Origin of the sequence: Pseudomonas sp. TH15 (assembly GCF_016651105.1) — a bacterium.
Taxonomy (GTDB): domain Bacteria; phylum Pseudomonadota; class Gammaproteobacteria; order Pseudomonadales; family Pseudomonadaceae; genus Aquipseudomonas.
Window position 1 is genome coordinate 2,732,117 of record NZ_JAEKEL010000001.1, and the last position, 26,089, is coordinate 2,758,205.

Annotated in this window: 26 protein-coding genes; 10 read left to right on the forward strand and 16 right to left on the reverse strand. The window is 59.8% G+C overall.

Annotated features, from left to right (window positions below):
- Positions 1-21 precede the first annotated feature (21 nt).
- The 4 genes from JFT87_RS12385 to JFT87_RS12400 form a co-directional block, all read right to left on the reverse strand.
- On the reverse strand, positions 22-2,688 hold the full coding sequence (locus JFT87_RS12385) for a hypothetical protein (protein ID WP_201201631.1): 2,667 nt from the start codon (positions 2,686-2,688) through the stop codon (positions 22-24).
- A gap of 105 nt (positions 2,689-2,793) precedes the next feature.
- The gene (locus JFT87_RS12390; RefSeq protein WP_201201633.1) at positions 2,794-3,144 is read right to left on the reverse strand and encodes a hypothetical protein; all 351 of its coding nucleotides are present in this window, start codon (positions 3,142-3,144) and stop codon (positions 2,794-2,796) included.
- Between the two features lie 214 nt (positions 3,145-3,358).
- Positions 3,359-3,754, reverse strand: coding sequence for a YbaN family protein (locus tag JFT87_RS12395; protein WP_201201634.1), 396 nt, complete (start codon positions 3,752-3,754; stop codon positions 3,359-3,361).
- A gap of 10 nt (positions 3,755-3,764) precedes the next feature.
- On the reverse strand, positions 3,765-4,352 hold the full coding sequence (locus JFT87_RS12400) for a UPF0149 family protein (RefSeq protein ID WP_030130067.1): 588 nt from the start codon (positions 4,350-4,352) through the stop codon (positions 3,765-3,767).
- A 395-nt stretch (positions 4,353-4,747) separates the two neighbouring features.
- On the opposite strand from JFT87_RS12400, the gene recQ reads away from it, so the two are divergent.
- The 3 genes from recQ (at position 4,748) to JFT87_RS12415 (ending at position 9,339) form a co-directional block, all read left to right on the forward strand.
- Positions 4,748-6,874 carry a DNA helicase RecQ gene (recQ, locus tag JFT87_RS12405; RefSeq protein ID WP_201201636.1) on the forward strand — a complete coding sequence of 709 codons (2,127 nt, stop codon included), beginning with the start codon at positions 4,748-4,750 and terminating at the stop codon, positions 6,872-6,874.
- Between the two features lie 119 nt (positions 6,875-6,993).
- Positions 6,994-7,428, forward strand: a complete 435-nt coding sequence (locus JFT87_RS12410; protein WP_201195114.1) for a MarR family transcriptional regulator — start codon at positions 6,994-6,996, stop codon at positions 7,426-7,428.
- A gap of 129 nt (positions 7,429-7,557) precedes the next feature.
- Entirely contained in the window at positions 7,558-9,339 is a 1,782-nt protein-coding gene (locus JFT87_RS12415) for a FimV/HubP family polar landmark protein (RefSeq protein ID WP_201201638.1), read from the forward strand.
- 172 nt (positions 9,340-9,511) lie between these two features.
- On the opposite strand, the gene JFT87_RS12420 is transcribed toward JFT87_RS12415, so the two are convergent.
- Positions 9,512-11,701, reverse strand: coding sequence for a patatin-like phospholipase family protein (locus JFT87_RS12420; RefSeq protein ID WP_201201643.1), 2,190 nt, complete (start codon positions 11,699-11,701; stop codon positions 9,512-9,514).
- 72 nt (positions 11,702-11,773) lie between these two features.
- Here JFT87_RS12420 and JFT87_RS12425 point away from each other — a divergent pair, with 72 nt between their 5' ends.
- Complete coding sequence (locus JFT87_RS12425) at positions 11,774-12,061, forward strand: SelT/SelW/SelH family protein (RefSeq protein WP_201201644.1); 288 nt, start codon at positions 11,774-11,776, stop codon at positions 12,059-12,061.
- Here JFT87_RS12425 and JFT87_RS12430 read toward each other — a convergent pair.
- Together JFT87_RS12430 and JFT87_RS12435 are read right to left on the reverse strand one after the other, a co-directional pair.
- Entirely contained in the window at positions 12,055-12,948 is an 894-nt protein-coding gene (locus JFT87_RS12430; protein ID WP_201201645.1) for a DMT family transporter, read from the reverse strand. The two genes, JFT87_RS12425 and JFT87_RS12430, sit on opposite strands and share 7 nt — an antisense overlap.
- Positions 12,949-13,090: 142 nt before the next feature.
- Positions 13,091-13,855: a helix-turn-helix transcriptional regulator gene (locus JFT87_RS12435; protein ID WP_201201646.1), complete on the reverse strand. Its 765-nt coding sequence runs from the start codon at positions 13,853-13,855 to the stop codon at positions 13,091-13,093.
- Positions 13,856-13,982: 127 nt separating this feature from the next.
- Between JFT87_RS12435 and JFT87_RS12440 the strand changes: the two genes are divergently transcribed.
- On the forward strand, positions 13,983-14,798 hold the full coding sequence (locus JFT87_RS12440; protein WP_201201647.1) for a UDP-2,3-diacylglucosamine diphosphatase: 816 nt from the start codon (positions 13,983-13,985) through the stop codon (positions 14,796-14,798).
- A 129-nt stretch (positions 14,799-14,927) separates the two neighbouring features.
- On the opposite strand, the gene JFT87_RS12445 is transcribed toward JFT87_RS12440, so the two are convergent.
- Positions 14,928-15,518 carry an HD domain-containing protein gene (locus JFT87_RS12445; RefSeq protein WP_201201649.1) on the reverse strand — a complete coding sequence of 197 codons (591 nt, stop codon included), beginning with the start codon at positions 15,516-15,518 and terminating at the stop codon, positions 14,928-14,930.
- A gap of 97 nt (positions 15,519-15,615) precedes the next feature.
- Positions 15,616-15,927, reverse strand: coding sequence for an Mpo1-like protein (locus JFT87_RS12450; protein WP_201201651.1), 312 nt, complete (start codon positions 15,925-15,927; stop codon positions 15,616-15,618).
- 160 nt (positions 15,928-16,087) lie between these two features.
- On the opposite strand from JFT87_RS12450, the gene JFT87_RS12455 reads away from it, so the two are divergent.
- Positions 16,088-17,149 carry an AraC family transcriptional regulator gene (locus tag JFT87_RS12455; protein WP_201201653.1) on the forward strand — a complete coding sequence of 354 codons (1,062 nt, stop codon included), beginning with the start codon at positions 16,088-16,090 and terminating at the stop codon, positions 17,147-17,149.
- Here JFT87_RS12455 and JFT87_RS12460 read toward each other — a convergent pair.
- Positions 17,106-18,560: a TrkH family potassium uptake protein gene (locus JFT87_RS12460; RefSeq protein ID WP_201201654.1), complete on the reverse strand. Its 1,455-nt coding sequence runs from the start codon at positions 18,558-18,560 to the stop codon at positions 17,106-17,108. The two genes, JFT87_RS12455 and JFT87_RS12460, sit on opposite strands and share 44 nt — an antisense overlap.
- Positions 18,561-18,681: 121 nt before the next feature.
- On the opposite strand from JFT87_RS12460, the gene JFT87_RS12465 reads away from it, so the two are divergent.
- Entirely contained in the window at positions 18,682-19,248 is a 567-nt protein-coding gene (locus tag JFT87_RS12465) for an NAD(P)H nitroreductase (protein ID WP_201201656.1), read from the forward strand.
- A 108-nt stretch (positions 19,249-19,356) separates the two neighbouring features.
- Here JFT87_RS12465 and JFT87_RS12470 read toward each other — a convergent pair whose 3' ends face one another.
- The 6 genes from JFT87_RS12470 to JFT87_RS12495 form a co-directional block, all read right to left on the reverse strand.
- Positions 19,357-20,697, reverse strand: a complete 1,341-nt coding sequence (locus JFT87_RS12470) for a sensor histidine kinase (RefSeq protein ID WP_201201657.1) — start codon at positions 20,695-20,697, stop codon at positions 19,357-19,359.
- 224 nt (positions 20,698-20,921) lie between these two features.
- Entirely contained in the window at positions 20,922-21,371 is a 450-nt protein-coding gene (locus JFT87_RS12475) for a Spy/CpxP family protein refolding chaperone (RefSeq protein ID WP_201201659.1), read from the reverse strand.
- Positions 21,372-21,568: 197 nt separating this feature from the next.
- Positions 21,569-22,246, reverse strand: a complete 678-nt coding sequence (locus JFT87_RS12480) for a response regulator transcription factor (RefSeq protein ID WP_201201661.1) — start codon at positions 22,244-22,246, stop codon at positions 21,569-21,571.
- 7 nt (positions 22,247-22,253) lie between these two features.
- The gene (locus tag JFT87_RS12485) at positions 22,254-22,667 is read right to left on the reverse strand and encodes a translation initiation factor 2 (protein ID WP_201201663.1); all 414 of its coding nucleotides are present in this window, start codon (positions 22,665-22,667) and stop codon (positions 22,254-22,256) included.
- A 110-nt stretch (positions 22,668-22,777) separates the two neighbouring features.
- Positions 22,778-23,077, reverse strand: a complete 300-nt coding sequence (locus JFT87_RS12490; RefSeq protein ID WP_084320523.1) for a YciI family protein — start codon at positions 23,075-23,077, stop codon at positions 22,778-22,780.
- Between the two features lies 1 nt (position 23,078).
- Positions 23,079-23,675 carry a septation protein A gene (locus JFT87_RS12495; protein WP_123509093.1) on the reverse strand — a complete coding sequence of 199 codons (597 nt, stop codon included), beginning with the start codon at positions 23,673-23,675 and terminating at the stop codon, positions 23,079-23,081.
- 87 nt (positions 23,676-23,762) lie between these two features.
- Here JFT87_RS12495 and JFT87_RS12500 point away from each other — a divergent pair, with 87 nt between their 5' ends.
- Genes JFT87_RS12500 through JFT87_RS12510 form a run of 3 tightly spaced genes read left to right on the forward strand, consistent with a single transcriptional unit; the run spans position 23,763 to position 26,088 of the window.
- Positions 23,763-24,626 (forward strand): PHP domain-containing protein, encoded by an 864-nt coding sequence (locus JFT87_RS12500; protein ID WP_201201665.1) that lies wholly within the window; start codon positions 23,763-23,765, stop codon positions 24,624-24,626.
- A gap of 13 nt (positions 24,627-24,639) precedes the next feature.
- Entirely contained in the window at positions 24,640-25,269 is a 630-nt protein-coding gene (locus tag JFT87_RS12505) for an L-threonylcarbamoyladenylate synthase (RefSeq protein WP_201201672.1), read from the forward strand.
- Positions 25,270-25,329: 60 nt separating this feature from the next.
- Entirely contained in the window at positions 25,330-26,088 is a 759-nt protein-coding gene (locus tag JFT87_RS12510) for a segregation and condensation protein A (protein ID WP_201205169.1), read from the forward strand.
- Position 26,089: the final 1 nt, after the last annotated feature.

Consider the following 26,089-nt stretch of genomic DNA (forward strand, 5'->3'; position numbering starts at 1 on the left):
CCGCACTCTTTTCTGAACTGTCTAGTTCCAAAAAACTATATTGTCGACCCAGATCCCACCATCAGCCTCGGGACCTACCTGTATCAATATATAAGATGCTTCTTTCCCCGGTTGTGCTGTGTATGAAACTATGTGGACATTTGGATGTGCCGTTATCGGGATGGCGGTGATTTGTAAATTTGAATTATTTTTGTTGCAAAAAAATACTGTTGTGCCGATTGTGTTTACAACAGAAAGCTCAATGCTGGCGTTTCTTGCTTCTCCGTTAAATTCCAATCTGAAAATGGCCCCATGGTCTGCGAGTAGTGTTCTGTTTCCGAACCTCGGTGTGTATTGGCCGTTAGTTTGTAGTGTTTGCACGTTATAAGTCGACCCAGGGCTATCGGCGAGCACGCGAACGGTCAGGCCGCTGTTAAGCTTGACTGGGATATTTTGTCTAAAGGTCTGCACGGGAACTGTTTCAAAATTTTCGGATCCCGACACCAGGTTTGGCTTTTTAAAATTAAGTTTCAAGGTTGGGAGGTGGGTCGACTTGAGAAGGTCTGCTTCGCCATTGAATGCAACGCTTGCGTCTACAGAGAAAAGACTATCGTTTTTCAGTAGGGTCAATTGACTTCGCGGCAGAGTGATATTCGTAAAGCCGTTAGCAACTTCTGTTGCGGTGAGCAGGTGTGAGGTTAGAAGAGTGATGGTGTGACTTGCGCCGCTCTCCAGGATCCCTGAGCATTTCAACCACACTCTTTGTCCCAAATGAGCACCTGGCAAGGGTGCCAGTCGTATTCCAGCATCTCCGGTGAAATTGCCTAAATTGAAATTGAGGTTGTCCGGCGCTTGAATAACCTTTGGCATGGGCAATCTGGAGTCATTGTCCTTTATCCGCAATACAGTCAAGTTCAACCCGGACGACGTGCCAATCACCGCATTGTTACGATTTAAACGCCACGTAAGCTCAAGATCCCTGCCATGCCGAGCCGCCAGAAAAGCAGCTGTCAGTACGGTGTCGATGCGCTTGCTGCCACCAAACTTCAGCAAAGGAAATGGTGCCGACCCGGCCGGCGGATTGATCTCCACCAGTTGCGCCTCGTCCCCCGCCAGTGCAAGTAAATATTCAATCCGCAGCGTCAGCCCATTCACATAGGCCAGCACATCGATCGGACTGACTGCCGGCGGCAGCAGTAACGGTGGCAACAACTCGATCTTTGTCTCTTCACCAATCTTCGACTGCAGCAACTCGGACTGCACTTGGACCTCACCCGGGTTGGCGATGGTGTTCTGTAGCGTCAGTGGGGTGTTGGCATAGGGCGCGATATAGTTGGCGTCGACGTGAAAGGTGATGGGCAGCGTTGTGTCAGTGACGATCTGACGGAAAACGAACAGCGCCACAATCCCTTGCCGATCGGTGGTTTGCCAGCGCAGTTCGACCGTGGCACCTTTTTTCAGCGGCCAGTAAGCGGCCACGCGTACGGTGGCTTGCGCAGTGTCGACCGGCAATTTGCCGTCCACCAACGGTTCCAGAATCGGTAAACCCAGAAGCTGCGAAGTGCCGCTGATGGTCGCATCCGCCGGTTTTGACTGTTGCGGCTTGCCGGTCCTGATCAGCTGATAGTGCGCATGCAGCGCCCCGCCAATCAGGTTGCGCACATGTTCGTTATCGAGCGTGAATTTTACTGACCTGCTGGTGACTGCCAGCGTCTGGCTTTTGAGTTCGGTAACCGGATCCCCACCCCGGGTGAGCCCTTCCAGGGTCAGCTCTATCACATCGTCTTTGGCGAACACCCCGGTGACCAGGATGTCCAGCGGGCGGCCCGCCAGCGCGTTGTGATCAATCACGTTGTCGATATCGGCCTGGTCGAAAATCGGCGCGTTCAGCAACGCCACGCCAGGTTTGAACGCAAGGTTGAGTGAATCCGACCAGCCGCTGGCGTTTTCCACCCGATCAAACACTTCCCAGCGCACCACCAGGCTGTTGGTCGGTGCAAGGCTGGCGAGTTGCTGCGGGGTCAGTTCGAAGATCACGTCACCCAGTGCCGTGACGATAATCTCAAACAGCAATGAGCCGAAGGCCAGCACCACCACATCCCCGATGGACTGATTGAAGTATTGCGCGACGGTCACCGTCATGCCTTCGGCAATGACCGACTGATCGACCACGGTCTCTGAGGCGACGGGCAGCTTGAGACCCTGATTGAATGGCTTGCCACCATCTGTGTCGGCCTCGCCCGGCGCCGGATATTTGTAAAACAACGGTGCGCGCGGTGACGACTCGCCGGGGTTGCCGCTCACGCGCTGAACCACGAACCAGAGCAGCTTGTTCTCGTTCTTCAGTGGCGCAAAACGGGCTTCCATGTTCTGGGCCGAAATGTAGAAGGGAATGTTTTTCGCCAGCCCTTGGTCATCGAAATGTGCATCGGTGACCGATAACTCGGCCACCGGTACTCTGTCGGTGTCGATGAACACTCGGAGGCTGTCGCCGACGGCCATATTCAGGTAGGCCAGGATGTAGACGAGCAGCCCTTTCCGGTCGCCGTACACCATGTTGATGTTGATCCCCAGCGCGCCGTCTGCCTGTGGTTTGAAGTTGACCGGGAAGGGCGGGGAGACCGATAGAACGCCAATGCCGCGGCCTGGCGGGAAGACCAGAATTTGTTGATGGGCGGCTGAACTGGTGCTGCTTATGGGGCTGTTCATCTAAGTATCACCTAAGGAGGCACCTTTGGAATGAACGGCGGCACCAATAAGGCGGATTAGATCCCCGGTCGAGGACATTGCCTACTGTCATATCTGACAGGTACATCAGGGTTTCAGATTAACGGTGGATAAACGCAGCAACACCCTTAACTGCTTCCCCATTAACCGAGCATGATCAACTGGGCGATCCCAGCAGCGTCTGGTGCTGCGAAGCCCACGGCAGGCCGGGCCGCTGTAGTGGTCGAGCGCGGATCGACGGTTTCGTGGGATTTTTTGAAGCGTAATAAAAGGGGCCGGTGAGGCGTTTGTGCCCAACGCGGTGACATCCAGAAAGTTGTTGGCGTCGGCCTCGACGATCTTTGGCGGAATCAATGCAGTTACCGGCAATACCAGAATGTTCAAGCGCAGTGCGGTTGACGGGGTAGGTATGCCATCGCGGATGAGGGTGTAAATCACGCTGATGGTCTTGCCCGGACTGTAGGCCAGAACCGAACGAGGTACGGCGCTTTCCAGTCCGGCACTGACCGCGCGTGGCGGGCTGGTATAGGAGCCGGCAGCCGTTGGGAAAACTTACAAGCCCGCGGATTCTGGCGTAGCTGTAGGCAAAGGCGTAAGGATGTGGAGCTTGAAAGACGTGTCTGGCGGTGTTTTTTAACCCGTTCAAGGGGGATCAGAATTTGCGCAAAGTCTTCTGCCGCAGGATGTAAACCGTCACCAGTAACGCACTGGTCAACATAAACCCCCGCGCCCAAGGCAGCGGCACCAGGTAGCAGGAGAACAGAATGCTCGCCCACATCAAGCCGATGGCGTAGACCTTGCCCTTGAGCGGGATGCCGTTGCCGTCCAGGTAGTCGCGAATCCACGGCCCAAGGCGCGGATGCTCGACCAGCCATTGGTAGAAACGCGGCGAACTGCGGGCGAAACAGGCGGCCGCCAGCAGCAGGAAAGGCGTGGTGGGCAATACCGGCAGGAAAATCCCGATCACCCCCAACGCTACGCTCAGCCAGCCGATGGCCAGCAGCACGTAGCGCAACACCAGGGAGCGGTTGCCTATGGGGTGGTCCATAGGCAAAACCTTAGTGGTGACGTGGCTTGAGGATCGCCGGTTTTTCGTCGGGTGCCTGGCACAGCAAGTAGAGCGCGGTCAGGGCTTCCGGGATCTGCACGATCATATCGTCCATCAGGTTGGCGTCCTTGGCGATGTCTTCGAACTCAGGCTGTTCGTCGAACAGACCGGAACCGACCATGATCGGCAGCAGCATTTCGCTGACTTCGTCTTCGGCGGTTTCGAACCAGGCGGCTTCGCGCAGGAACACGCCTTCCATGAAACCGATGCACCAGCCGCGCAAGTCGGAATCATCCGGCTCTTCACCCAGGTCCAGGTCGCACGGCAGCTCGAACTCTTCGTCGGACGCCAGTTGGCGAGCGATGTGAGCCTTGAGGGCCAGCAGGGTGGATTCGATCGCTTCACGCTCGGTGTCGTCGGCGTAGTGCGGCTCTTCAGCGAAGAGTGCGTCGATCCATTCACGGTCGGGAACGCTTTCGGAACAGATCGACAGCGCAGTGAGGTAGCCGTGGGCGGCCACGTAGTCCAGCGCCTCGTCATGCAGTTCATCAGCGTCGAGGAAGACTTGCAGGCGGGTTAGTTGCTCAGCGAAGGACATTAAAAGCTACCTTGGGGAATTAAACAGATGCGGGAATTCTAGGCCTTCTTGAGCACTCAGGCCAGCCGCGCGGCATATTTGCAGCCCATGTACGCCACCATTCCCTGTAGGAGCTGCCGAAGGCTGCGATCTTTTGATCTTGTCTTTAAAAGCAAAATCAAAAGATCGCAGCCTTCGGCAGCTCCTACAGGGGATCTGCATTTGCCCCTGTGTGTCTTATCAGCGGCACCCTTTGCCGGGGAGGGCTCGGGTATACTCCCGCGTTTTGTGATGCCCTGCTGGCGTCGCGGCTAAGATGTGAAGCGTCATGCAACGCGCACTTACGATTTGTCAGTGCAGCCTGCGTGGTTCTGAACCAGCCTTGCAGGGATGTTTCGGTGATTTTTGGAGTTTTTATGCTCGAACAGGCTCAACGCGTCCTCAAGGACATCTTCGGCTACGACAGTTTCCGTGGCCGCCAGGGTGCAATCATTGAGCGCGTGGCCAATGGCGGCGACGCCCTGGTGCTGATGCCTACCGGTGGCGGCAAATCCCTGTGCTTCCAGGTCCCGGCGCTGCTGCGCGAAGGCCTGGCGGTGGTGGTGTCGCCGCTGATCGCCTTGATGGATGACCAGGTCGCGACCCTTGAAGAGCTGGGCGTAGCGGCCGCTGCGTTGAACTCGACCCTGAGCGCCGAGCAACAGCGCGATCTGGCCGCGCGGATCAAACGCGGCGAAGTGAAAATGTTGTATCTCGCGCCCGAGCGTCTGGTGCAGCCGCGCATGCTGGCCTTCCTGCAAAGCCTTGAAATTGCCCTGTTCGCCATCGACGAAGCGCACTGTGTGTCCCAATGGGGCCACGACTTCCGTCGCGAATACCTGCAACTGGGCCAGTTGGCGGAGCTGTTCCCCAACGTCCCGCGTATTGCCCTGACCGCTACCGCCGATAAGCGCACCCGGGAAGAAATCGTCGATCGCCTGCATTTGCAGGATGCCGAGCGCTTCCTGTCGAGTTTCGACCGTCCGAACATTTTTTATCGCATCGTCCCCAAGGAACAGCCGCGCAAGCAGTTGTTGGCGTTCCTCGCCGAGCGGCGCAGCGATGCCGGCATCGTTTATTGCCTGTCGCGCAAGAAAGTCGACGAAGTGGCAGTGTTCCTCAGCGAACAAGGCTTTCCGGCGCTGCCGTACCACGCCGGCCTGCCCAACGAGACGCGGTCCCATCATCAAAAGCGCTTCCTCAACGAGGAAGGCTTGATCATGGTCGCCACCGTGGCGTTCGGCATGGGCATCGACAAACCCAACGTGCGCTTTGTCGCTCACCTCGATTTGCCGAAATCCCTGGAAGCGTATTACCAGGAAACCGGTCGCGGCGGCCGTGATGGCCTGCCGGCGGACGCCTGGATGGCCTACGGCCTGCAAGACGTGGTGATGCTCAAGCAGATGCTGCAAAACTCCGAAGGTGACGAGCGCCACAAGCGCCTGGAGCAGCACAAACTCGACGCGATGCTCTCGCTGTGCGAAGAAACCCGCTGCCGGCGCCAGACGCTGCTGGCCTATTTCGACGAAGACATGCCCGAGCCGTGTGGCCATTGCGACAACTGCGTCGATGGCGTGCAGACCTGGGACGCCACCGAGCCGGCCCGTCAGGCGCTCTCGGCGATCTTCCGTACCGGCCAGCGCTACGGCGTCGGGCATCTGGTGGATGTGCTGCTGGGCAAGGACAACGAGAAAATCCGCAGTTTCGGCCATCAGCACCTGTCGGTGTATGGCGTCGGCAAGGCGTTGGGGGAGAGTGAATGGCGCTCCCTGTTCCGACAGCTGGTTGCCCGTGGTCTGGCGGACATCGACCTTGAAGGCTACGGTGGCCTGCGCCTGAGCGACACGTGCCGGCCGCTGCTCAAGGGTGAAGTGACCCTGGAACTGCGCCGCGATCTCAAGCCGCAAACCACCGCCAAAAGCAGCAAGAGCCCGGCGAGCCAACTGGTCCGTGGCGAAGAGCGCGAACAGTGGGAAGCGCTGCGTGCCCTGCGCCGCAAGCTCGCCGAAGAACACGGTGTGCCGCCTTACGTCATCTTCCCCGACTCGACCTTGCTGGAAATGCTCCGCAGCCAGCCGACCTCGCTGGCGGAAATGGCCACGGTCAGCGGCGTCGGCGCACGCAAGCTCGAGCGTTACGGCGAGGCCTTCCTCGAAGTGCTTGGCGGCCAGGTCGAGGCGCCGAAAGTGGTGGCCGACGTGCGCCACGAACTGATCACCCTGGCCCGGGCCGGCATGACGCCGCTGCAGATCGCCGGTCAACTGCAATGCTCGGAAAAGAACGTCTACACCATGCTCGCCGAGGCGATCGGCAAGCAGCAGTTGTCGCTGGAGCAGGCGCTGGACCTGCCAGAAGAGCTGATGGGCGAAATCCAGGACGCGTTCCTCGATGGCGAAGGCGAGTTACCACCGGTTGCGGAGATCGCCGCATTGTTCGCCGGTCGGGTGCCGGAAGGGGTTTTGTACTGCGTACGGGCTGCGTTGCAATCTGAATTCGAGATTTAACTGACCGAACTCATAGATGTAACGATTCAGTACAGAGCAAGCCTTGCCTATAGCCAAAGGTCATGCTTAGCTGACTAATAATTAGTTTTTCTCTATTTCAGTCTAATCATGAGTTTTTTATGCCGTTAACCGATCAACACCGCTTTGGCATGCAACTGGCCCAAATGTCCCGTGGCTGGCGTGCCGAACTGGACCGCCGTCTGGCTGGGCTGGGTTTGTCTCAGGCGCGCTGGCTGGTGCTGTTGCACCTGGCTCGCTTCGAGGACGCACCGACCCAGCGGGAACTGGCACAAAGCGTCGGCGTTGAAGGACCGACCCTGGCACGACTGCTCGACAGCCTTGAATCCCAGGGTTTGGTGCAGCGCCAGTCGGTGCTGGAAGACCGCCGGGCAAAAAAAATCGTCCTGTGTGCTCCGGCCCGGCCGTTGATCGAACAAATTGAAACCATTGCCACGCAACTGCGCCACGAGCTGTTCGAAGGCGTTGATGAAGCGGATTTGAAGGTTTGCATGCGGGTTCACGGTCACATCCTGGCCAACCTCGAAAAGTCTTGAGGCAAAACCTTACGCCGTGTTTTTGAGATACCCCGTTGGGCAGACTATAAAGAACTACTAGGCAATATCGTGTTCGTACCGGATGTGCGAACGCATACAGGTTGGTTCTGCTTAATCTAAGGGATGCTCATGCTCGAGAGTTGGCACGTGGTACTGCGCGGTGGCGCCAAAAGGTTGCTGATCGCTGGCGTATTCAGCTATTCGACCGGGTCGATGGCGTTGGGGCTGGGTGACATCACCGTCCATTCAGCCCTCAATCAGCCGCTCAAGGCTGACATCGCTTTAGTGGATGTCGGTGCGCTGACGCAAAACGATATCTCGGTCAGCTTGGCGACGGCCGAGGAGTTCAGCCGTGCCGGCGTCGAGCGGCTGTTCTTCCTCAATAATCTGAAATTCGCACCGATCCTGCGGGGCAACCGCGCGCTGATCCGGGTGACCTCCAGCAAACCGGTCAATGAACCCTTTCTGAATTTCGTGGTGCAGCTTAATCAGCCCAACGGGCGCTTGCTGCGCGAGTACACCGTACTGATCGATCCGCCGGGCTCACCGGGGATTGTGCCGGCGACCGATGAGCCGGATCCGCGCCCGCAATCTTCCGCATTTCCCACCGTCGAACCTGCCACGGCGCCTCCCCAGGCAGCGCAGGGCAAGCCCGCAACAGTCCCGACGCAACCACCACTCGCGGCACCCGCCAACGATGCGCTCGCCGAGCAACTGGCCGCCAGCGTGCTGCAAAACCAGCAGTTGCAAAAAAACATCGATGAGTTGAATACCAAACTGCAGGAGCAACAGGCGCTGATCGCTGACGGCAAAAAGCAGATGAGCGAACTGCAAACGCGCCTGGTCGAGCTGCAAAAGACGCCGCCGCCGGCTGTGGTGACGCCGACTCCGGCGCCGGTCGTTGCTCCAGCTGAATCGGCTGACGACGCGCCGAACGGCTGGTTGCTCGGCGGATTGTTGCTATTGCTCGGCGCGCTGGTGGGTGGATGGATCCTGCGCCGTCGTCAACAAACACATGGTGAAGTGCCGCTGGCAGTGCTGCCGTCAGACAATCAGCCTGAGGTTGATCAAGCTGACAGCAGCCCTGCGGTTGGAACACACGCCACAGCCGAGCATCGCGAAGAGCCGGCGGCGGGCGATGTGCTGGAAGCGGTGGGGATTTATCTGGCCTACGGGCGTTTGGGGGAGGCTGTCGGTTTGCTGCGCGAAGCCTTGCACAAAGAGCCGGAACGCATCGACCTCGGTGTGCAATTGCTGGAAGTGCTCGGGCGACAGGGCGATAGCGCGGCGTACGAGCAGCAGGAAAGTCAGCTGCGGCAGCAGGGCGTCGATGAGCAGCAATTGCATGCCATCCGCGAGCGTTATCCGAAACTGCTGAATGCTGCACCGCTGGCGGCTGCTGCGCCAGTGGTCGCCAGTGTCGTGCCCCTCGTCGCAGCCGACTCTGAACCTGCGCCGGTCAAGGATGATTTCGAATTGAATCTGGGTGAGCTGTCGATGGACTCCAGTTGGGATCTGGACGACAGTCGAACAGCAGCCATTGAGCCATCGGCACCTGCGTCGGGTCTCGGTGCACGCCTGCAAGTGCTGCCGCAGGACTTCGAACTGCCTCAGGTGGCGGCCAGTGAAGAAGCCGAGCTGGAATGGATTCCCGAGCCCGATGCGCAACCGCTGGACGATGACTTTCTCAATGAGTTCGCTGATCCGCCGTCGTCGCTGGCGTTGGAGCCGCTGGATCTGCAACTGGCCGATCCTGTCGATGAGGCCGCTGCTGGCAAGCTCGAACAGGCACAGACGTGCATCGATGACGGTGACATCGACAGCGCGATTGCCTTGCTCAATGAGCTGCTCAAGGAAGGCGATGAGCCGCTCAAACAAACGGCGCGGACGTTGCTGGCAGGGATTCGCTGAGTTTTTTGCCTGCTGTTGATGGGGTGAACATGCCGACGCTATCGCGAGCAGGCTCGCTCCCACATTTGAATGGTGTTCACAAATCACCTGTGGGAGTTGCCGCAGGCTGTGATTTTTTGATCTTCAAAAACACAGTCAAAAGATCGCAGCCTGGGACAGCTCCTATCGTGGGTCAGAAGGTTTGGCCGAGGTTGAGGTACACCGCCTGCTCATCCGCATCGTTGAAGCCATAGCTGAAGTTCAGTGGCCCCAGCGGTGTGTCGAAACCGATGAACACACTGGCGGCGTTGATGTAGCCGCTGTCGAACTCATTGTCGTTGTTCCACGCCCGGCCGCGCTCCAGCGAGCCGCCGATGTACAGCGGGAAATCCAGTGGCAGGTAGGAACGTGGCGTCAGGCGCCGGTAGTAAACCCCGCGCATCAGGCTGATGTTCTGCCCGGAAACCGCATCCTCGCGAAAGCCCGACAACTGCCGCGCACCGCCCAGCAGGAAGCTCGAAGTGACCACGTTGGCATTGTCCAGGGTTCGGCCGTAGCGCCCGCCGAGAATAAACGTGTCCGGGCCGCTGCTCATGGCCTTGTCCAGTTTGAACTCCCATTGCCGGTAACGCTTGTCTGAGCCCAGTCCCGGTTCGAACTGACGGAATGTCAGGCCAATGTCTTTGCCTTCATGGGGGAAGTAGACGTTGTCGAACGAATCGAATGAATACTTGAGCTGATAGAACCCCTCGTTAAAGCTTTCGCTCGGCAGATTCTGGTCGCCAATGCGTACGTCAGCCTTGCCCCAGGCCTCGCCGACGCCGAAGCGGATCTCGCCGCTGTTGCCGATCTGTCGACCGACGTTCAAGCCAAACCCGTAGCGTTCGACGCGGTACTGGGCAATCGGGTCGTTGTCCAGGATCGACTCGACGTTCTGCGCTTCAAACGCGGCGTAGGGCGCGATGAAGTAGCGTGAACCGACGTCCAGCGGTTGATAGAACTCGCTGTAGAGCTCCTGTTTGTCGCCGATTTGCGCCCGGGTCAGCCATTCGGCGCCGAGGCGGTTGATGCCGTTGACCCGGTAACTGGCGCCGAGGTTGAAAGCGCTGTCGCCACGCATGTCGTCCGCCAGGTTCAAACCGACCCGCAGGTAATCGGTGCCGCTGCGTTTGCCTCGGGCGGTGATCACCAGCGTGTGATTCTGGCCCTTGTGCACCACGCGGTATTGCACCTGTTCGAAGTAATCGAGGCCGTACAGGGTGCCCATATCGGTTTGCAGGCGGCCGATGTCCAGCGGTTCGCCGACGTTTTGCCGGATGTAGTAACGGATCACGTCGTCGCCGACTTTCGAGTCGTTTTCCACTTTGATCGCGGTAATGATTGGCGTGCGCTGGCTCGGTGTGCGGGCGGCGGTCAGGTCGGCGTCCAGTGGTTGCACCGGTTTGAGTCGTGCCAGGCGCGCTTCGAGGATCTTGGTCGCGCGGTAACCGGCGTCGATCATTTCCTGGGCACGGCCGAAGTCGGTCACGCCGAAACTCGCCAGCGACGGCTGGATCAACACGTCGTCCTTGTGCAGGGCGGCGAGTTGTTCTTCGGAGTTGCGCCGGGTCATCAGGGTGATCGATTGGTTTAGCACATCGACCACGGTGGTCAGTTGTTTGCGATTGCGCAGCGGGGTGCCGATGTCGACCACGATGGCGATGTCGACGCCCATTTCACGCGCGACGTCGAGCGGGATGTTATCGGTCATGCCGCCATCCACCAGCAGGCGGCCGTCCAGTTCGACGGGCGCGAACACGGCCGGGATCGACATGCTGGCGCGAATCACCTGGGGCAAATGACCTTTGCGGAATACCACTTTTTCGCCGCTGGCGATGTCCGTTGCCACGGCCCGAAACGGAATCGGCAGCTTGTCGAAATCACGTGTGTCACTGGCGTGGGCCAGCAGGCTTTCCAGCAGCAGCGCCAGGTTCTGGCCCTGAATCACTCCCAGCGGCAGTCCAAGGCTGCCGTCATCGCGAAAGCTCAGTTTCTGTTTGACCAGGAAGTCCCGGTCATCCTGCTTGCGCCGGAATGGCACGTCTTCCCGCGGCGGGGCATCGGACAGGGCTTGTTGCCAGTCGATGTTCAAGGCGAGCTTTTCCAACTCATCGATTTTGTAACCCGAAGCGTACAGCCCACCGACCACCGCGCCCATGCTGGTGCCGGCAATCGCATCGATCTTGATGCCTTGCTCTTCGAGAGCCTTGAGCACACCGATGTGCGCCAGGCCACGGGCAGCACCGCCGGACAGCACCAGACCGATTTTCGGTCGGGGAGCATCGGCGGCTTGGGCGATCAAAGGGAAGAGGCAAAGCAACAGGCAACACAGCAAACGGCGCATCGTGGATCTCGGGGCGAGCGATAAAGGCGGCTATTATAGCGGCGCCCCTCTGGCTCAGGAGTTTCAACGAACATGACCGTACAAAAACCGGAAATCGTCATCACCTATTGCACGCAATGCCAGTGGCTGTTGCGCGCCGCCTGGTTGGCCCAGGAGCTGCTCAGTACCTTCGGCGATGAGTTGGGCAAAGTCTCCCTGGTGCCGGGCACTGGCGGCGTGTTTCATATTTTTTGTAACGAGGTGCAGATCTGGGAGCGCAAGGCTGACGGTGGTTTCCCCGAAGCCAAGGTGCTCAAGCAGCGGGTCCGGGATCAGATCGACCCGGACCGCGACCTCGGGCACAACGATCGCACTCAGTGAGAGGCGGCTTCGGCGGCCACGGTTTTTTTGCTGGAGCTGCCTGACAGTCGGCTCGACACCACGATCGCGACGATGATCAACGCCCCGCCGATCAACATGCGCAGGGTCGGGTTTTCATCGAACAGCAGCCAGGCCACGGTGATGCCATAGACCGGCTCCAAGGCGAACACCACCGCGGCGGTCCGCGCCTTGATCACCGCCAGGCTGGCGACGAACAGGCTGTGGGCCACCCCGGTGCAGAAGACCCCGAGCAGGCCGATCCACAACCAGTCGAGGGTGCGCACTTCGCTCAATTGCGGTGCCGCCACCGGCAGCAGGCACAACGCGACGACCACGTTCTGGCACAACGCGGCCTGCACCGCCGGGATGCGCCCGGAGCTGGCGCGATTGGTCAGCGACAGCAGGGCGAACAGCAGGCCCGAACCCACCGCCCAGAGCAGGCCGATAGTGGCGCCGCTGGCGAGGTCGAAGTCCGGCGTGACCAGCACCAGACCGACGCTGACCAGCACTACCAGCAGGATTTCATTGGCGCGAATTCGCTCGCGGAAGATCAGTCCTTCGAGGATCACGGTAAACGCCGGGAAACTGGCAAACCCCAGGGTCGCAATCGCCACGCCCGCGACTTTTACCGCAATGAAAAAGCTGACCCAGTGCCCGGCCAGCAGCAAGCCGCTGAGCAGTAGACGACGCCAGTCCACGGCTTCGAGTTTTTGCCAGCGGGTGCTGCTGGCGAACCGCGCAAAAAACGCCAGCGCCAGCACCGCGAACGCCGCGCGACCGAAAACGATGACGGCGGGGGAGGCGGCCGCGAGTTTGCCGAACACACCGGTCAGGCCAAACATCAATGCGCCGATATGCAGGGCGCCGAGGGCGGTACGGGGAGTCATTGCATTCCTTCTATCTCAAATGTAGGAGCTGCCGCAGGCTGCGATCTTTTGATCTTGCTTCGAAACAAACAAGATCAAAAGATCGCAGCCTGCGGCAGCTCCTACATTTAAGCGTGTAGAGGTCAGTAAGTCTGTCGGCGGACTATCGTCGTTTGTCGCAGGAGTCGCGCCGAATCTGGCCGGGTGATGCGCCGAACTCACGCAGAACCGCCGCTGAAAAGGCACTCTGCGAGCTGTAACCGACGCGGTTGGCAATTTCGCCCATCGGCAAAACCGTGTCGCGGAGCATTTGCACGGCCAGATGCAGCCGCCGGCTGCGGATGTAATCCATCGGCGTCTGCCCGCATTCGGCCATGAAGCGTGCATGCAGGCGCGCGCTTGAGAGCCCGGCGACCCGCGCCAGATCGGCAACCTGTAGCGGATAAGCGGCGTTTTGCTCGATGTGTGCATCCAGCGCCGCATAGGGCAAACGACGGGCGGCAAGCTCGGCTGGTTGCGCATGATTAAGGCTGGCCAGCAACAGCACCGCGCCTTGCTGGGCGATCAGCGGATCGCTCACCGGGCTGCCCGCCAGCCAACTGACCAATTGGCTTTGCCCGGCATCCAGTGGCAGTCGTCCGGCGTTGTCGAGCAAGCGGCGGCTGGCGTCGGCGTGCTCCCCCAGCGACTGGGCAATCCATTGATCGCCGGGCACATCCAGTACCAGGCAACGACTGCCGTTTGGGCTGCCGCAGGCGTGATGCATGCCGGCCGGCACCACCACGAAACTTTGCTGCACCACCTGACTGCCACGTCCGTCGACCTCGAAATCCAGTGCACCCGACAGCCCGAACACCAGTTGCGCGTGGGCATGGCTGTGGATGATCAGGTCTTCGGTGTATTGGCGCAGCGTGAGGATCGGTCTCATCGCAGGTCTCCTGGCAAGATGCGACCAGTCTACACCGGCCGGACGCTGTCACAGGATTGACTCGTCACTGTCATGGGCAATTAACCCGGCCGGCGCAAACTTGTAAAAACATCGCAGAGGGTTGTCCATGACCAGCGCCGAGCTCGCCAAACCCAGCCGTAAACAACGTGTGCGCACCTTATGGATTTCCGATGTGCATTTGGGCACAAGGGATTGCCAGGCGGAGCACCTGTCGCAGTTTCTCAAGGGCTACCACGCCGACAAGATTTACCTGGTGGGCGACATCATCGACGGATGGAAACTGCGTGGCGGCATGTATTGGCCCCAGGCCCACACCAACGTGATTCGCCGTCTGCTGACCATGAGCAAGCGCGGCACCGAGGTGATCTACGTCACTGGCAACCATGACGAATTCTTGCGGCGCTATTCGAAGTTGATCCTGGGCAACATCCAGTTAGTGGACGAGGCGGTGCACGTGACCGCCGATGGCCGTCACTTGCTGGTGATCCACGGCGATCAGTTTGACGTCATTACTCGCTACCACCGTTGGCTGGCCTTTCTCGGCGACTCGGCCTACGAATTCACCCTGACCCTCAACCGCTGGCTCAATCACTGGCGCGCCCGTTATGGCTATGGCTACTGGTCGCTGTCGGCGTACCTCAAGCACAAGGTGAAAACCGCGGTCAGCTTCATCAGCGACTTCGAAGAAGCCATCGCCCACGAATGCGTCAAACGCGAGTTGCATGGCGTGGTGTGCGGGCATATTCACCATGCCGAGATCCGCAAGGTCGGCGGGGTGGATTACCTCAATTGCGGGGATTGGGTGGAGTCGTGTACGGCGTTGATCGAGCATTGGGACGGGTCGATCGAGTTGTATCGGCTGGCGGATGCCCAGGCGCGGGAGGCGGAGTTGAAGGCGGTGAAGGTCGCGGAACCAGCGTAAGCAGGTCTGGCGCCTTCGCGGGCAAGCCTCGCTCCTACAGGTTTGTGGTGGTACACGATCACGTGCTCACCCCATAACCTGTAGGAGCGAGGCTTGCCCGCGAAGGGGACATCACAATCACCATTGATCTTAGGCCGGCGCGTGTTCTTCCATCGCAGCCTTGTAAATCGAGTTCTTCGGATGCGCAAACAACCGCTCCATCATCGGTTCGAAGAAGCTCAGCGGTAAATTCTCGTACCCCGGATCAAACGCCGCGGCATCGTATTTGGCGCAGAACTCGATGGTCGCCTGGTACTGCGGATGCCCGCTGAATTGCTCGCGCAGATGCCGATCCATGCCCAGGTGATGGAAGAAGTAGTACCCCTGGAAAATCCCGTGCTTCTCCACCATCCACAAATTTTCGGCGCTGACGAACGGCCTGAGAATTGCCGCCGCAATGTCCGGGTGATTGTAGGAACCCAGGGTGTCGCCGATGTCGTGGAGCAGGGCGCAGATTACGTATTCTTCGTCGCGGCCATCGCGAAAGGCGCGGGTGGCGGTTTGCAGGGAATGGGTCAGGCGATCCACCGGGAAGCCGCCAAAGTCACCCTCCAGCAGTTTCAGATGCGCCACAATCCGTGTTGGCAATTGCCGCGCATAGGCACTGAAGTCTGCGGCAATGATTGCCCAGTCTTCCTGCGTGCCGTCCTTCATGTGGGTAAAGCGGGCGTTGGCGTTCATCGGCGATCTTCTTGTTTTTGACGAGTGATGTATCGAGTGTAGGACTTGGATCCACTGGCGCACTGGCTGCGCGGGACGCATTGCTGGCCCGTGAAGCCTAGAACGGCACGCGGCCCAGGATCATGTCGCGGTACATGACGAAATCGCCGAGCAGGCTGTAAAGCGGATGCTGGAAGGTTGCAGGACGATTCTTCTCGAAGAAGAAATGCCCGACCCAGGCGAAGCTGTAACCGGCCAGCGGCAGGGCAATGAGCAGCGGCCACGCGCCTTTGCCGATGGTCAGCGCCAAAATGAAAATAACCAGGGAGGTGCCGACAAAGTGCAATCGTCGGCAAGTACTGTTGCTGTGTTCGCTCAGGTAATACGGGTAAAACTCAGCGAAGCTGTTGAAACGCTTTATGTTTTCCACGACTGCGATCTCTGTGGTTATTGTTCTGACGGCAAGTTGTTCTGCGGGTAGCCTATTTGAGTCTAGAGTGATCAATGGCATCAGCCAGTGACAATAGGCGCCACTTTAGTATCCTTCGCAAATTAGCCGCGTCAGACGGCTCATAAAGTAAGTAAACGCCATGAGCGAACGAACGACTTCTGCAAGTTGGGCGATGGGGATTGTCAAAGCACTGGAGATGGACGGCCTGGATTGCCGGGTTCTGTTCAAGCAACTGGGGCTTGATTACGCCTCGTTGGATGATCCGGATGCGCGCTTCCCGCAAGACTCCATGACGCGGCTGTGGCAGCGCGCGGTCGAGCTGTCCGGCAACCCGGCGATCGGCCTGAACATGGGCAAAGTGGTGCGACCGGCGTCCTTTCATGTGGCGGGTTACGCGTTGATGTCCAGTCAGACCCTGGCCGAGGGCTTTCAACGCCTGGTGCGTTATCAGCGGATCATTGCTGAAAGCGCCGACCTGAGTTTCCGCTTGCTCGACGAGGGATACGCACTGATTCTGACGGTCCATGGCGACCACCTGCCGCCGACCCGGCAAAGCGCCGAAGCGTCACTGGCCTGCGCGCTGGGCCTGTGCGGTTGGCTGACCGGGCGCACCCTGCAACCGCGCAAGGTGTTGGTGCAGGGAGATGAGCCCGCCGACCTCGAACCCTATAAACAAGCCTTCCACGCGCCGTTGGTGTTCAACGCACCTTACGATGCGCTGATCTTCGAGCGCGCCGACATGGAGGCGCCGCTGCCCACCGCCAACGAGGCCATGGCGCTGCTGCATGACCGGTTTGCCGGCGAGTACCTGGCGCGATTTTCCGAAAGCCGCGTGACCCACAAGGCCCGGCAGGTACTCTGCCGTTTGCTGCCCCAGGGCGAACCCAAACGCGATACGGTGGCGCAGACCCTGCACCTGTCGCAGCGCACCTTGCAGCGTCGCTTGCAGGAAGAAGGCACGAGTTTTCAGACATTGCTGGACGACACTCGACGGGAACTGGCCGAGCAATACCTGGCGCAGCCGAGCATGACGCTACTGGAAATTGCCTACCTGTTGGGATTTGCCGACCCGAGCAACTTTTTCCGGGCCTTCCGCCGCTGGTTCGATGCCACCCCCGGTGAGTATCGGGCGCGTTTGCTGGACGCGCCCAACCAGGTCAGTGACGCCAAAACGCCGGAATGCACAGAACAAACACCGTAATGATCTCCAGCCGGCCCAGCAGCATGCCTAACGACAGAATCCACTTGGCGGCATCCGGCAGGGTCGCGAAGTTGCCCGCCGGGCCAATGGTCTCGCCCAGCCCCGGGCCGACGCCGGAAACAGTACTTGCCGCGCCGGTCAGTGCGGTCATCCAGTCCAGCCCCAACAGCGACAGCATCAGCGCGATCACGCAGATGGTGATGGCAAAGAAGAACGAAAATGTCAGGATCGACCTTACGATTTCTTCGTCGAGCCGGTGACCGTTGTACTTTTGCTTGATCACCGCGCGCGGGTGAATCAATTGATTCAGGTTGGCCTTGAGCAGGATGTAGGCGACCTGGAAGCGAAATATCTTGATCCCGCCCGCCGTCGAGCCTGAACACCCGCCGACAAAGCCCAGATAAAAGAACAGCATCAGCGAGAAATTTCCCCAGATGCTGTAGTCCCCCAGCGCAAAACCCGTGGTGGTGACCACCGAAGTCACGTTCACGGCCACGTGGCGCAATGCGTCGAACCATTGCAGGTCGGTGGTCCACCAGTACCAAGTGCCGAGCACCAGCCAGGTCACCAGCAACATGCCGAGCAAGCCTTGAACCTGTTGATCCCGGATCAAGGCTTTACGATTGCCGCGCAACGTCGCCACGTACAGGGTGAACGGCAGGCTGCCGAGAATCATGACCACCACCGCCACCCAGTGCACCGCCGGTTGTTTCCAATGGGCCAGGGACTCGTCGGAGGTGGAGAAACCGCCGGTGGAAATCGCCGACATGGCGTGGTTGATCGCATCGAACAGGTTCATCCCGGCCCACCAGAACGCCAAGCTGCCGACAATGGTGATGCCGACGTAGGCCGCCACGATCAAGCGCGCCACCATGTGTGAGCGGGGCATGACTTTTTCGGAACGGTCCGAGGACTCGGTCTGGAACAGCCGCATTCCGCCGATGCGCAGCAAGGGCAAAATCGCTACCGCCATGCCGATAAAGCCGATACCGCCGAGCCAGTGCAGCAATGAGCGCCATATCAGGATGCCGGGGGACATGGTGTCCAGGCCGCTAAGCACCGTGGAGCCAGTGGCGGTGATGCCCGACATGCTTTCGAAGAACGAGTCGGTGTAACTGATGTGCTGGGTCAGCAGGAACGGCAGCGCGGCGAAAATGCACACCACCAGCCAACTGCTGACGGTCAGCAGGTACATGTCACGGGGGCGCAGGTGTATGTGTTCGGGGCGACCGGGAATGACCAGGGCCAGGCCGGCGACGAAGGTGATCATGCTGGCCCAGAGGAACGATGGCAGATCGCTGGTGCGGTCGAAAATCACCAGGGTGGCCATGGGTACGACCATGGCGATGGCCAGGGTAATCAGGAAGATGCCGATGATGAAACCAATGATCCGTAAGGTCGGCAACGCCATGAAGTCTGCTCGGGCTGAAAGTGAGGAGGGCGCCATTCTACCTGCGAGGTCTGCCATGTAAACCGGCAGTCCGGAGCGCTTCTGGCTAGAATAGCCAAACATTTTTTACAGGAGGTGGCCGATGCAGGCTCTCGACGCTTTGCTCAACCGTGTTTCCGTTCCACGACTGCTGGACCCAGCGCCGACTGCCGAGCAACGGGAAGTGCTGTTCGCTGCCGCGATGCGCGCGCCGGACCACGGCCATTTGCAGCCTTGGCGCTTCCTGACAGTCGAAGGTGCGGCTCGCGAGCAAATGGGCGAGTTGCTCGCCGAAGCGGCGAAGCTGCAGGACAGCGATGCGGCTGAGGCGGCGCTGGACAAGGCGCGCAACGGTCCGCTGCGGGCACCGCTGGTGGTCGTGGTGATTGCGCGGGTGCAGGATCACGTCAAATACCCGAAGTCGGAACAATTGCTGGCGGCGGGTTGTGCCGCTCACGGGATTTTGTTGGCGGCTTATGCCCAAGGCATTGGTGCGGTGTGGCGCACTGGTGAACTGGCGTATTCGGCGCATGTCGCCAAAGGCCTGGGACTGGCGGAGGGTGAAGAAGTGATTGCGTTCCTCTACCTCGGGACACCGCAGAAAGAGCCGCGGGTTGCCGAGAAAGTTGACCTCGCTGAATTTGTCAGCGCCTGGCCCGACAAGGCCTGAAGACACTGATCTAATGTGGGAGCGGGCTTGCTCGCGAAAGCGGTAGGTCAGGCACTGCGATGTTGAATGTGCCTGAGTCATCGCGAGCAAGCTCACTCCCACAGGGGATTAAGGTTGGACCAAAGCCCCCGGCACCAACGGCAATTCCAGGCTGGCAATAAACCCGCCCTCCGGGTGATTGGCCAACACCAGGCTCCCGCCATGTCGTTCCGCCGCACGTCGGGCAATGGCCAGCCCCAGGCCATGTCCGGCCGTTGTCTGACCCGGCGCTCGGTAGAACGGTTCGCCCAACAGGTTCAAGTGCGCGGCCTCGACCCCCGGGCCGTGGTCACGCACGCTGACCACCATCCGCTCGCCCTGACGCGAGGCCTGCATTTCAATCGGTTGGCCCACCGGGTTAAAGCGCTGGGCATTGCGCAGCAGGTTGTCCACGGCGCGTTCGATCATGGTTGGCCAGCCTTTGAGGCTTAGCTGCGACTCGGCGTCCAAGCGCACGGTCTGTTCCGGGAAGCCCAGTTGCGCATCCTTTTGCAGGGTATGAAGCAAGACGTTGAGATCCACATCTTCGGCGCTGGCGTTATCCGCATCGACCCGAGCCAACACCAGGATTTCGCTGATCAAGGCTTCCAACCGGTCGCATTCGCGGGTCAGGCGTGGCCAGAGTTTTTCCCGCTCTTCAGGGTTGGCGCGTTCAGCCAGGGCCAAGGCAATACGTAATCGGGCCAGGGGCGAACGCAGTTCGTGGGACACGTCACGCAGCAGTTGCCGCTGGCTGCCGATCAGGCTTTGCAGGCGCGCACCCATGCGGTTGAAGTCGTTGGCCAGCACACCAAACTCATCGCGTCGGTTGGCCAGTTTGACCAGGCTGTTCTGCTGATAGGTGGTTTGCCCCAGATCATGCACCGCGCCGCGCAAACGGTTGAGCGGGCGGGTGATCGAGAGCGTCACCAACAGGCTGAACAAGGTCAGTACCACCAGCGCAATACCCAGCGCACTCAACGGCCAGAGCAGGCTTTCGCGGTGCCATGAGTCCAGTTCCGGATGCGGGATGCGGTAGATCAGCAGGTAAGTGTTGCCGGTTTTTTCGCTGGTGTACTCCGCGGTCAGGCGACGCCACGGCAGGCGGCGATCATCATCGTTCTGCCGAGCTTCAAACGCTGCGGCCCGACGTGGGAAAGTGCCGCGCACCACAGGGTCGCCGCTCTCGTTGAGTACCTGAACGTCGATGTGATACTGGCGTTTGCGTTGTTCCAGGATGGCCTGTGCAGCGTCTTCGCCCTGGGCTTCGTAAGTTTGCGTCCACTCTTCGGCCAGGGTGTTGAGGCCCGGGTGGCGGCTGAGAATCCACGCGTCCTGGTTGAGCATGTGCCCCAGCAATAGGGAGAGCCCTGCAACCAGAGCGATGGCCAGCCAGAAGCTGGCCAGAATACGCCAGAACAATGAGCGCACAGTAAATCCTCAATCAAACATAAAAGCCCATGTTGGATGCGGCTCCTGTGGCGAGGGGATTTATCCCCGCTGGGTCGCGCAGCGACCCCAAAACCTGCGATTGAGAAACATCAGAAATATCGCATGCAATGATTTGGCGACTGCTCCGCAGCCGAACGGGGATAAATCCCCTCGCCACAAAGGCAAACCCGACGGCGTTGGCCGTCGGGTTCGGGGTTACTGCATTATTGCGCTTTTTGTGGCTGTTGCGCTTTCCAGGCCTTGAATTCGGCCCACTCGGCACGACGCTCTGCCTGTTTTTTCTGGATCTCGTCGAATTTCTTCTGTTGATCCGGTTTCAGAATGGCGCGCACATCGGCTTCGGCTTTCTGATGTTTGGCAGTCATTTCATCTTTCATGGCTTTCTGGTCAGCCGGGGAGAGTTTCTCCAGGTATTTCTCGACCAGTTGCTTACGACCGTGCATTTGCTCGCCAATGATTTTGCGGATCTGCTCACGCTGTTCGCGGCTCAGGTCCAGTTGGCTGTACGGACCTTTGCCGTGCATGCCGTGCATCTGACCGCCATGGTGCGAGCCGTCCATCGGCCCACCCATCGGGCCGGTACCTTCAGGCATGGCCATGGCAACGGTCGGCAGAGCGGCAGCGAACATCAGAGCGATAAGAGTCTTGCGCATGGTGAATCTCCTTGTCTCGTTCCCGGTACGTTCCGGATGAGTTCAGATTACGGAGATCAAGGTCAGCGGCGGTCAGCGGAGCGTAAAGCTTGGGTAAAGACGATTTTCAGCGAACCTGACAAATCTGCCACACCCGCCGACCATCACACGATGCCGACACGACTGTGCGCGGTCTGCGTAGGAGGATCGCGTTGCAATTAGAGGCTGTAGTAATAACCGCGGCTACGCAGGGCCACGATGCGCGGGCGACCGTCGGGGTGTGGGCCGATCTTTTTGCGCAGGTTGCTGACGTGCATGTCCAGGCTGCGGTCGTACAGGGTCAGCTTGCGACCGAGGGCGATTTGCGCCAGTTCCTGTTTATCCAGGGGTTCGCCAGGTTGCTTGATCAGGGCTTCGAGCAGGCGACTTTCGGAGACGGTAAGGGTGAATTCCTGTTCATCGATGCTGACCACGCCGCGTTGCGGGCTGAAACACAGGTCGCCCAGTTCGAGCTGGCTGGACACTGCCGCCGGATGACTGCGGCGCAATACCGCGCGCAGCCGGGCTGTCAGTTCCCGTGGGTCGCAGGGCTTGGCCAGGTAATCGTCGGCACCCAGTTCGAGGCCGAGGATGCGGTCCAGCGGTTCGCCGCGGGCCGAGAGCATCAGCACCGGCAAATCCGGGTGGTCGCTGCGCAACTGCTTGAGCAGTTCCAGGCCGCTGCCGTCAGGCAGCATCACGTCCAGCACCACGGCCGCCGGGGAGAATTCAGCCAGCGCACGGCGGGCACTCTGGCCATCGTGACAGGCACGGACCACGAAACCTTCCTGACTCAACCAACTGCTCAGGAGCTCGCACAGCTCCTGATCATCATCAATTAATAACAGCTCGCTCATGACTCACTCAATTTAGCCATTGCCGACGTTTTCGACTTGCCCCACTGGCAAAGATACCGCAGAGCAGAGCCAATAGCGCTACCCCGGCCCCGGTGACGAACCATTGCTGCTGGTCGGTCAGCAGACGCGGCAGCGGACCGCTGGCCTGGGCTTCCTTGAGTTGCAGCTTCAAACGCTGGTTCTCTTGGCGCAACCGGCTCAACTGGGCGCTTTCACGCTCGCTATCGGCATTTTGCAGTTGTTTGCTCAGTTCTTCTCGCTGCTGCTCGCTTGCTTTCAAACGCTGCTGCAATTCGGTGATCTGGCTACCGGCGCTTAAGGACAACGGCGTGGAGTTGCCACCATTGGCAGCTTCTTCACCGTGCACGGGGGCCACGATCGACAACGTCACCAACATCAGACACAACGGACCCTTGCGCATCACGACTCCTGATTCCAATCGAGTTATTGGGCAAGTTGTCGGCAGGCAAACGAGAATAATGAGCGATTGAGAGCGCGATGAACCGATAAGGTTCATCGCGAGGGAGGCTTTTAAGGCAGGACTTGCTTGAACGGCTTCACGGAAACGTTGGCGTAGACGCCTGCGGCGATGTACGGGTCGGCATCGGCCCAGGCTTGCGCGGCGCTCAGGGAATCGAATTCGGCGACGATCAGGCTGCCGGTGAAACCCGCAGCGCCCGGATCATTGCTGTCGACGGCAGGGTTAGGGCCGGCCAGCACGATGCGGCCTTCGCCTTTAAGCACTTGCAGGCGCTCAAGGTGTGCCGGGCGTGCAGCGAGGCGGGCTTCCAGGGAGTTGGCGACGTCTGTAGCAACGATGGCGTAAAGCATGTCAGTCCTCGGTTTTTGGTGTTGTGGTATCGGCGTCATGCAGGTGGCGGGACAGGTAAATGCCCTGCGCGACCAGGAACAGCAGCGTCATGCCCAGGCTGCCGAAGACCTTGAAGTCGACCCAGTAGTTCTGGAACGTGAACGCGACGAACAGGTTGGCGGCACCGCAGAACAGGAAAAAGCCGATCCAGGCGATGTTCAGACGGGTCCAGACCGCGTCCGGCAGGGTCAGCGCGTGGCCCATGATGCGTTTGATCAGCAGTTGGTCGCCGATGAAGTGGCTGCCAATGAAAGCCAGGGCGAACAGCCAGTTGACCACCGGGGCTTTCCATTTCAGGAAGGTTTCGCTGTGGAACGCCAGGGTCAGGCTACCGAAGACCAGGCAGGCTATGAGCGTCAGCCACTGGCTCTTCTCCAGCTTGCGCTGCTTGATGAAGAGCGTGCCGTAAACCACCAGGGAGCTGATGATCAGCATCGCGGTGGCACTGTAAATACCGCCTACAGTGACCTCATGTCCGGCGATGTCGACGACCCGTGGATCGATTTTGAAGACGATGAAAAACAGCAGAAGCGGGATGAAGTCGATGAATTGTTTCACAGTGGCAGCCAGAAGCAGGATGTGTCGGCATAATAACAAACATATTGGCGCGCGATAGCGCCAGCTGATTTGAGGTTACAAAGCCCTGTGAATGTTGATTTGCACTGCCATAGCACGGCCTCCGATGGCGCCCTGGCGCCTGCGGTACTGGTTGCGCGTGCGTTCGAGAAAGGCGTGCGAGTCCTGGCCTTGACCGATCACGACACCCTTGAGGGGCTCGACGAGGCCCGCAGCACCGCAACGGCGCTGGGGATGCAACTGGTCAACGGCGTCGAATTGTCCTGCACCTGGGGCGGCGCGACCATTCACGTACTGGGCTACGGCTTCGACGTCAATGCCGCACCGTTGGTCGAGGCGATCGCCAAATTGCACGATGGCCGCTGGCTACGGTCCGAAGAAATAAGTCGCAAACTGGCGTTGAAAGGCATGCCCGGTGCGATGGAAGGCGCCCGGGAGATGCAGCAGGCGCTGGGCGACAGCGGCAACGCGCCGGCCCGTCCGCATTTTGCCGACTGGATGGTGCGTGAAGGTTTCGTCAAGGATCGCGCCGAAGCGTTCCGCAAATGGCTGGGCGCCGGCAAGCTGGGGGACGTCAAGCAACACTGGCCGACCCTGGAAGACACCGTCGCGACCCTGCGCGCGGCGGGTGCCTGGGTCAGCCTGGCGCACCCTTGGCATTACGATTTCACTCGCAGCAAGCGTCGCCGCCTGATTTCTGACTATATTCAAGCAGGGGGCCACGCTATCGAAGTGGTCAATGGTCATCAGCCCGCAGAACAGGTGGGCAGTCTGGCCATTCTCGCTCGCGAGTTCGGTCTGCTGGTCAGCGCCGGCAGTGATTTTCATGGCCCTGGAGGCTGGTCGGAAATCGGTGAATACCGCCCGGTTCCGGAGGATCTGCCACCGCTTTGGTGTCGATTCAAACATGACCCAATTATTGCCGCCGTCTGAACAGGTAGAAAATGTGAGTCAATTTTTCCAGATTCATCCGGAAAACCCGCAAGCGCGCCTGATCAAACAGGCGGTCGAGATCATCCGCAAAGGCGGGGTGGTGATTTATCCCACAGACTCGTCCTACGCCATTGGTTGCCAGATCGGCGACAAGAATGCCGTGGAACGCGTACGCCGCTTGCGTCAGCTGGACGACAAGCACAACTTCGCGCTGATTTGCAGCGACCTGTCGCAGTTGGGCATATTCGCCAAGATCGACACTGGTACGTTCCGTATTCTTAAGGCCCATTTACCTGGGCCTTATACGTTTATCCTCAACGCCACTCGCGAAGTGCCGCGCCTGTTGCTGCACGCCAAGAAGCGCACCATCGGCCTGCGGGTGCCGAGCCATCCGATTGCGCTGGCGCTGCTGGAAGAGCTCGGCGAGCCGCTGATGAGCGTGACGCTGATCATGCCCGGCGACACCGATCCGTTGAGTGACCCTCACGAAATGCGCCAATTGCTGGAGCACCAGGTCGACCTGATCATCGACGGCGGTTTCGGCGGGATCAAGGCGTCCACGGTGATCAACCTTGCCGACGGCGAGCCGCAAGTGATCCGCGTCGGTTGCGGCGACCCTGCGCCGTTCATGGCCGAGGCCTAGATGTCTGCAGTAGAACCCGTCGACAGTCAGGCCGGAGCCCAGCAAGAGCTGCCCTTCGCCATGGTCTATGGCCAGGCGGTCATGGAAATGCCGCTGGACCTGTACATCCCGCCGGATGCCCTCGAGGTGTTCCTCGAAGCGTTCGAAGGCCCGCTCGACCTGCTGCTGTACCTGATCCGCAAACAGAACATCAATATCCTCGACATCCCGGTGGCGGAAATCACCCGTCAATACATGGGGTATGTCGAGTTGATGCAGTCGGTGCGCCTGGAACTCGCCGCCGAGTACCTGGTGATGGCCGCGATGCTGGCCGAGATCAAGTCGCGGATGCTGCTGCCGCGCGCCGAATCCATCGAAGCCGAGGAAGACGATCCCCGGGCCGAACTGATCCGGCGCTTGCAGGAATACGAACGCTTCAAGGCTGCCGCTGAAGGCATCGACGGCTTGAGCCGGGTTGGTCGCGATGTGGTGGTGCCCAAGCTGGATGCCCCAGAAGCCCGGGCGCGCAAGCTGGTGCCGGACGTGAGCCTGGGGGAATTGCTGATGTCCATGGCCGAGGTCCTGCGCCGGGGCGACATGTTCGAAAGCCACCAGGTCAGCCGCGAGGCGCTGTCCACCCGCGAGCGTATGAGCGACGTGCTGGAACGGCTCAAGGGCGGCGGCTTCGTGCCGTTTGTCGAGCTGTTCACCGCCGAAGAAGGGCGGCTGGGCGTGGTCGTGACCTTTATGGCGATCCTTGAACTGGTCAAGGAATCCTTGGTCGAGCTGGTACAGAATGAGCCGTACGCGCCGATCCACGTGCGGGCCCGAGCCGAATAAC

Bases quoted from the DNA above. Each gene is read 5' to 3' on its own strand.
- JFT87_RS12465 (WP_201201656.1), top strand. From the start codon at position 18,682: ATGCAGGCTCTCGACGCTTTGCTCAACCGTGTTTCCGTTCCACGACTG.
- JFT87_RS12475 (WP_201201659.1), bottom strand. From the start codon at position 21,371: ATGCGCAAGACTCTTATCGCTCTGATGTTCGCTGCCGCTCTGCCGACC.
- JFT87_RS12385 (WP_201201631.1), bottom strand. From the start codon at position 2,688: ATGAACAGCCCCATAAGCAGCACCAGTTCAGCCGCCCATCAACAAATT.
- JFT87_RS12420 (WP_201201643.1), bottom strand. From the start codon at position 11,701: ATGCGCCGTTTGCTGTGTTGCCTGTTGCTTTGCCTCTTCCCTTTGATC.
- JFT87_RS12430 (WP_201201645.1), bottom strand. From the start codon at position 12,948: ATGACTCCCCGTACCGCCCTCGGCGCCCTGCATATCGGCGCATTGATG.
- JFT87_RS12480 (WP_201201661.1), bottom strand. From the start codon at position 22,246: ATGAGCGAGCTGTTATTAATTGATGATGATCAGGAGCTGTGCGAGCTC.
- JFT87_RS12425 (WP_201201644.1), top strand. From the start codon at position 11,774: ATGACCGTACAAAAACCGGAAATCGTCATCACCTATTGCACGCAATGC.
- JFT87_RS12445 (WP_201201649.1), bottom strand. From the start codon at position 15,518: ATGAACGCCAACGCCCGCTTTACCCACATGAAGGACGGCACGCAGGAA.
- JFT87_RS12435 (WP_201201646.1), bottom strand. From the start codon at position 13,855: ATGAGACCGATCCTCACGCTGCGCCAATACACCGAAGACCTGATCATC.
- JFT87_RS12440 (WP_201201647.1), top strand. From the start codon at position 13,983: ATGACCAGCGCCGAGCTCGCCAAACCCAGCCGTAAACAACGTGTGCGC.
- JFT87_RS12490 (WP_084320523.1), bottom strand. From the start codon at position 23,077: ATGCTTTACGCCATCGTTGCTACAGACGTCGCCAACTCCCTGGAAGCC.
- JFT87_RS12415 (WP_201201638.1), top strand. From the start codon at position 7,558: ATGCTCGAGAGTTGGCACGTGGTACTGCGCGGTGGCGCCAAAAGGTTG.
- JFT87_RS12485 (WP_201201663.1), bottom strand. From the start codon at position 22,667: ATGCGCAAGGGTCCGTTGTGTCTGATGTTGGTGACGTTGTCGATCGTG.
- JFT87_RS12510 (WP_201205169.1), top strand. From the start codon at position 25,330: ATGGTCTATGGCCAGGCGGTCATGGAAATGCCGCTGGACCTGTACATC.
- JFT87_RS12410 (WP_201195114.1), top strand. From the start codon at position 6,994: ATGCCGTTAACCGATCAACACCGCTTTGGCATGCAACTGGCCCAAATG.
- JFT87_RS12395 (WP_201201634.1), bottom strand. From the start codon at position 3,754: ATGGACCACCCCATAGGCAACCGCTCCCTGGTGTTGCGCTACGTGCTG.
- JFT87_RS12460 (WP_201201654.1), bottom strand. From the start codon at position 18,560: ATGGCGTTGCCGACCTTACGGATCATTGGTTTCATCATCGGCATCTTC.
- recQ (WP_201201636.1), top strand. From the start codon at position 4,748: ATGCTCGAACAGGCTCAACGCGTCCTCAAGGACATCTTCGGCTACGAC.
- JFT87_RS12400 (WP_030130067.1), bottom strand. From the start codon at position 4,352: ATGTCCTTCGCTGAGCAACTAACCCGCCTGCAAGTCTTCCTCGACGCT.
- JFT87_RS12455 (WP_201201653.1), top strand. From the start codon at position 16,088: ATGAGCGAACGAACGACTTCTGCAAGTTGGGCGATGGGGATTGTCAAA.